The organism is Streptomyces sp. NPDC059874, assembly GCF_042731135.1.
In the GTDB taxonomy this organism is placed as follows: Bacteria; Actinomycetota; Actinomycetes; order Streptomycetales; family Streptomycetaceae; genus Streptomyces.
Map to the genome: position 1 here is coordinate 71,465 of NZ_JBHWJY010000017.1, position 6,000 is coordinate 77,464.

Sequence of the window (6,000 nt, forward strand, 5' to 3'; positions counted from 1 at the left end):
TGGTGTCCCGCCACCACTTGTAGCCACCGCCCCATTGGCCGAGGCGACCTTCGAGTCCGTCTTCGCCGGCACACACCCGCTCAGCCCGACGGCACACCCCATCGCCACCCCGACGACCTCCACCCACACACGCCGCCGACCACCCCAGAAGCCCACCATGGAACATCCCCCCAGGGCACTCGCCCACCAGAACTGCGCCGCTGCAATCACCGCCGCGAACAGCCCCCACCGGCCATCCCTGACGATGCCAATTTGACATTGCATCACACGTTCGAATGAAGCATGCGGGAAGCCCTAAAAGCCCCCGAAGCCACATCTAAGTTCGGCCCCAACGCAAACGGCCCCCGCCCGGGATGGCAGTCCCGGCCGAGGGCCTCACCACCAGGGAAGAAGGACTTCCTCATGGCTGAACAGGACCCTAGCGCCGCCGTGCGCTTCATGGACCTCCAGGACCCGTGCTACGCCTACATGTTCGGCTTCCTGCAAGCCGATGGGCACCTGGCGCAGGGCCGTGGGCAGAAGGGCAAGCTCACCACCGAGATCAACGCGCGAGACATCCACATCCTCCGCGAGTTCCAGCAGCTCACGCCCTACTTCAGCTCCATTACCGAGCGCGTGCGGAGCACGAACTTCGCAGCACGCTCCCACTCGGCAACCTGGTCCGTCTGCTCGCTCGAAGCAAGGACCATCGTCAACGAGCTCGGGATTCCCTACGGCAAGAAGTCATTCAGCATCAGGCCGCCACGCACGGACTTCTCGCGACCGGACTACCTCCGCGGAATCATCGACGCGGACGGATCCCTTGGGTGGACCGCCCAGGGGATCCCCTTCCTCTCTCTGACCTCGGCCAGCACAGCGATCGCCGCCTACCTCTGCCACTACGGCAAGAAGATCACCGGGACGCAGCGCATCACCTCACGCAACAAGCGGGACGGCGTCTACAACGTCTGCTACTACAAGGAGACGGCGCAGCAGCTCGCCGCACACTTCTACTACGACGACTGCCTCGCCCTCGCCCACAAGAAGGCGAACGCGGACGCGATCCAAGCCTGGGTGCGCCCTGCGGACATGAGGATCGCCCCACCGCGACGCCGCTGGACCGCGAAAGACGACCAGGAGCTGCTGCGCCTGAACGACCCGGCAGCAGCAGCCGGCTCCCTCGACCGTACGGAGCAGAGCTGCTCCATGCGCCTGTGGCGCCTGCGCACCGGGCAGGTCTGAGCGAGGGCAATACAGCGAGGGCCCGGACCGACAGCGGTCCGGGCCCTTCTCGTGCGGGCGTCAGCCCTTGATGCAGATGACCTGCTTGAGCTTGGCCACGACCTGGACGAGGTCGGTCTGCTGGTCGATGACCTGCTCGATCGACTTGTACGCGCCCGGGATCTCGTCCACGACGCCCGAGTCCTTGCGGCACTCGACGCCCTTGGTCTGCTCCGCCAAGTCCCGCGCCGAGAACTTCTTCTTCGCCGCCGTGCGGCTCATCTTCCGGCCCGCGCCGTGCGAGGCCGAGTTGAAGGACTTCTCGTTGCCGAGACCCTTCACGATGTACGAGCCCGTGCCCATGGAGCCCGGGATGATGCCGTAGTCGCCAGTGCCGGCGCGGATCGCACCCTTACGCGTGACGAGCAGGTCCATGCCGTCGTACCGCTCTTCCGCCACGTAGTTGTGGTGGCAGCTGATCTCCCGCTCGAAGGAGACCTTCGCCTTTCGGAACTCCTTGCGGATGACCTCCTTGAACAGGCTCATCATCGCGGCGCGGTTGTACTTGGCGTACTCCTGAGCCCAGAAGAGGTCGCTGCGGTACGCCTCCATCTCCGGCGTGGCGGCCAGGAACACGGCCAGGTCCCGGTCGACCAGACCCTGGTTGTGCGCAAGACCGTGGGCCACGCCGATGTGGTGGGCCGCGAGCTCGTTGCCGATGTTGCGGGAGCCGGAGTGCAGCATCAGCCAGACCGAACCTGACTCATCCAGACAGAACTCGATGAAATGAATTTCCGGATCCGAGCGTTCCGATCTGCTTCATGGCGCGTTCCTGACGGAATTTGACCGCATCGGTGAGGTAGTCGAACCGTGCCCAGAGGTCGTCGAACCCCTGCACCGAGAAGCCGTACAGCCGCGAGGGGTCCACGGCCTCCTTGTGCAGGCCCGCGCCCACCGGAATCACCTGCTCGATCCGCGACCGCAGCTTCGACAGGTCCCCCGGCAGGTCGTTCGCCGTCAGGGACGTCTTCACCGCCGACATGCCGCAGCCGATGTCCACGCCCACCGCCGCCGGGCAGACCGCGTCCTTCATCGCGATGACCGAGCCGACCGTCGCGCCCTTGCCATAGTGGACGTCCGGCATGACGGCCAGGCCCTTGATCCACGGGAGGCCGGCCGTGTTCTGCAGCTGGCGCATCGCGCTGTCCTCGACCGACGCGGGGTCGGTCCACATCCGGATCGGAACCTTCGCCCCGGGTACCTCTACATACGACATACGGAATCAATCCCCCGAAAAACACAGAAAAGTCGGAATGCGCAAAAAGCCTCGCTCTTCACCCCAAATACGACAGGGGACCGGCGCCGGCACCAGCGTGTGCGATAGACATTGTGTCCATCCGCGCCCGAGTCGCGGCAACGCATTTAAGGGAGCCAGTGGACATGCAGCGCAAGGCGGCCGTACGGCGAGTCCTGCCCGGCCTCGCGATGTTCGCCGCGCTCGCGGCCGGCGCCGGCGGTCTGACCGGGTGCACCAGCGGAGGCGACACCGGCGGCGGCAACGACGCCAAGAACGGCGGGAACCAGGCCGCGCCCGCGCAGCCCGGCAAGTACCGCAGCCTGCCCGCGCCCTGCAGGGCGGGTGTCGAGAGCAAGCGGCTGAAGGGGATGCTGCCGATCCCGGACACGCTGCCCGCCCCGCAGCGCGACCAGCTCTACGCGGGCGTCGCGGACGCCTCGTACGACGGCGACCGGCACGTCGGCTGCCGTTGGAGCGCGCAGACGCCCGAGGAGACCCGGCTGCTGTCGGTGGTCTTCGAGCGCGTGGTCTCGTACGACCGGGCCGCGACGAGCGACGACGACAAGGCGCGGCAGGTGTACGTGCGCCGGTTGACCGATGCGAAGCTGCCCTTCCCCGGGCCGACCGCGAGCCCGAGTCCCACCGGGACTCCCACCGCGAGTACGAGTACGACGCCCGCGCCCGGCGCAACCGTCCCCGGGGTGCCCTCTTCGAGCCCGAGTCCGTCGGCGCCCGCCGAGCTCGGGTCGCGGGTGTTGGAGGGTCTCGGGAGTGAGGCGTACGTCGAGGACAAGCTGAGTCCCGCCGGGGCCAGTGCGGCGCAGTCGCGGACCGTGCGGATTGTGTTCCGTACCTCGAATGTCATCGTGACCGTGGAGTACAGCGTGCAGCCTGCCCTGCCCGGTGTGGTGCCGCCGAGTGGTGAAACCCAGGACAGGACACGGCAGTTGGCGCAGGCTTTGGTCGAGCGTTTCAACGAGTGAGAAGGGCGCGGCACGCCCGGAGGTGACGGCGGGCACAGCATGCGGGTGTCGGGTCGGGCTACCGTTGCTCGGGTTCGCGTCCGAAGAAGTCCGACAATCGCACCAGCCGAATCAGCCAATCGCATCTGAAGGAAACATGCACCGATCAGCCTCGCGCCTCACCCGCGTTCTCGCCTGCGCAGCCGTCCCGGTGATCCTCGCCGTCGCCGGTTGCTCCTCCGATTCGGGCAAGGGCTCGGACAAGGACAGCGGCAAGAAGTCCGGTTCATCCGCGTCTGCGAAGCCGAGCGGGAAGTCCTCGGCCGCCCTGGAGAAGGCGACGTACGCCGCCCTCCCGGACCCGTGCAAGGTGCTCCAGACGGCGACGATCGACACGCTCGTCCCGGAGGCGAAGGACAAGAACGGTGCGGCGGCCAAGTCGAACGACCTCGCCAACCGGTCGGGCTGCTCCTGGAACGGTCTGGACGAGGACGGCCTGAAGGGCTCGCAGTACCGCTGGCTGTCGGCGTCCTTCTGGCGCTACGACTCGCACGCCTCGCTCGGCAGCGCCGACAAGCGTGCCGAGGAGAACTACAACAAGCAGGTCGAGCTCGCGAAGGCCACCCAGGGTGCGCAGGACCTGAAGGCGGAGCCGGCGGGCGGCATCGGCGAGCAGGGGACGTCGGTCGTCTACTCGGTGAAGAAGGACAACGTCGACCACTTCAACACCACGATCGTGGCGCGCACGCACAACGTGGTGTTCACGCTCGACTACAACGGTGCCGGGCTCGAGGGTGCCGGCGCGCCGGACCAGGCGAAGCTGCTGCAGGACGCGATCGCGGCGGCGAAGGAGATCGTGGCTTCGGTGGACGCCGCGAACCAGCAGCAGGGGCAGCAGTCGCAGTCGCCCCAGCCCCAGTAGTCCCCGGCCCCGGTATTGACGGGCGAGTTGTAACGGGGCCAGGGGAGCGGTGACTTCCGGTCGGGCTTACGCTGTGCCTGCCGTGGCTCGGTAAAGGCTCGGTAAGTGCTCGACAGGGAGGGGATCGCGGGTGGCCGCGATGCAGCTGACTCGTACGCACCGGATACTCATCGGTGTCGTGGTCGCCGGTGCCGTGGTCATCGCGGCGATCGGTTTCGCGGGTTCGTACTCCGCGGTGCGTGCCCTGGCCTTGCAGAAGGGCTTCGGCAACTTCTCCCTGGTGTTCCCGATCGGCATCGACGCGGGCATCTGTGTGCTGCTCGCGCTCGACCTGTTGCTGACGTGGATCCGGATCCCGTTCCCGTTGCTGCGGCAGACGGCGTGGCTGCTGACGATCGCGACGATCGCGTTCAACGGCGCCGCGGCGTGGCCGGACCCGCTGGGTGTGGGCATGCACGCGGTGATCCCGATCCTGTTCGTGGTGACGGTGGAGGCGGCCCGGCACGCGGTGGGCCGGATCGCGGACATCACGGCGGACCGGCACATGGAGGGCGTGCGGATCACCCGCTGGATCCTGTCGCCGATTCCGACGTTCAAGCTGTGGCGGCGGATGAAGCTGTGGGAGCTGCGTTCGTACGAGCAGGCCGTCGGCATGGAGCAGGACCGGCTGATCTACCAGGCCCGCCTCCAGGCCCGTTACGGGCGGGGCTGGCGGCGCAAGGCGCCGGTGGAGGCGCTGATGCCGCTGCGGCTGGCGCGGATCGGTGTGCCGCTGTCGCAGACGGCCCCGGAGGGGTTGGCGGCGGCGGGGATCGAGCCGGCGCTGTTGCCTCCGGTGGAGGAGGTCGGGTCCGCGGCCGTGGTTCCGGCGCTGGAGGCTCCGCTCGTCGAGCCGCAGGCGCAGCCTCACCAGCAGCCCCACCAGCAGCCCCACCAGCAGTCGCAGTCCCAGGCGATGCCCCAGGTCGGGCCCCAGCAGGCTGCGGTACCGGCCGTGACGCACGCCCACCCGCCGGCGTTCGCGGTGGATCCGACGGCGATGCCGGCCGCGCACAACAGCGCGTGGTTCGCCGCGCCGCTGGCCCCGCAGGCGGCGTACGAGGGTGGTTACAACCCGCAGTACGTGGAGGGTCTGGAGCCGACTCCGGTCATGCCCCCGGCGGGCCCGGAGGAGGAGCAGCACCCGCAGCAGGAGCAGCTGCCGATACCGGCTCCGCGGCAGGAGGACCCGGAGCTCCAGGAGGACGCCCCCGTCGAGAGCGACATCGACGAGGTGAAGTTCGCGGAGGCGGCGTACGAGGTCTTCCGCGCGTACATCGAGGAGAACGGCAAGGTTCCGAGCCCCGAGCAGGTCGACATATACCTCTCGGACCGGCACGGGATCGTGCACCCGCGCAGTTTCACGACGATCTCCCGGCTGATGCCGGACCTGAAGCAGCGCTACCAGCGTGATCTGGAGAACGAGCACATCGCTTAGCAGGACCTCCGGACGTGGGAAGGGCCCCCCCCCCCCCCGGGGGGGGGGCCGTACCGTAAAACTGGCGCACGGCGGGGGCCGCGTGGGCACCCCCGGCCCCCCCCCCCCCCCGGGGCGTGTGGGGGCGCGGGGGGCCGGGTCG

4 protein-coding genes and 1 pseudogene are annotated in these 6,000 nt (G+C 68.4%); 4 read left to right on the forward strand and 1 reads right to left on the reverse strand.

From position 1 onward, the window contains the following. The first annotated feature begins 402 nt into the window (after nt 1-402). Entirely contained in the window at nt 403-1,221 is an 819-nt protein-coding gene (locus ACFV9H_RS12835; protein WP_385396961.1) for a hypothetical protein, read from the forward strand. Between the two features lie 60 nt (nt 1,222-1,281). On the opposite strand, the pseudogene ACFV9H_RS12840 reads toward ACFV9H_RS12835, so the two are convergent. Then, nucleotides 1,282-2,476 (reverse strand): annotated as a pseudogene (locus tag ACFV9H_RS12840) (RtcB family protein). A 164-nt stretch (nt 2,477-2,640) separates the two neighbouring features. On the opposite strand from ACFV9H_RS12840, the gene ACFV9H_RS12845 reads away from it, so the two are divergent. The 3 genes from ACFV9H_RS12845 (at nt 2,641) to ACFV9H_RS12855 (ending at nt 5,858) form a co-directional block, all read left to right on the forward strand. Then, nucleotides 2,641-3,480 (forward strand): DUF3558 domain-containing protein, encoded by an 840-nt coding sequence (locus tag ACFV9H_RS12845; RefSeq protein WP_385396963.1) that lies wholly within the window; start codon nt 2,641-2,643, stop codon nt 3,478-3,480. Nucleotides 3,481-3,616: 136 nt separating this feature from the next. Continuing rightward, nucleotides 3,617-4,381 carry a DUF3558 family protein gene (locus ACFV9H_RS12850; protein ID WP_385396965.1) on the forward strand — a complete coding sequence of 255 codons (765 nt, stop codon included), beginning with the start codon at nt 3,617-3,619 and terminating at the stop codon, nt 4,379-4,381. A gap of 130 nt (nt 4,382-4,511) precedes the next feature. Beyond that, nucleotides 4,512-5,858 (forward strand): DUF2637 domain-containing protein, encoded by a 1,347-nt coding sequence (locus ACFV9H_RS12855; RefSeq protein WP_385396966.1) that lies wholly within the window; start codon nt 4,512-4,514, stop codon nt 5,856-5,858. Nucleotides 5,859-6,000: the final 142 nt, after the last annotated feature.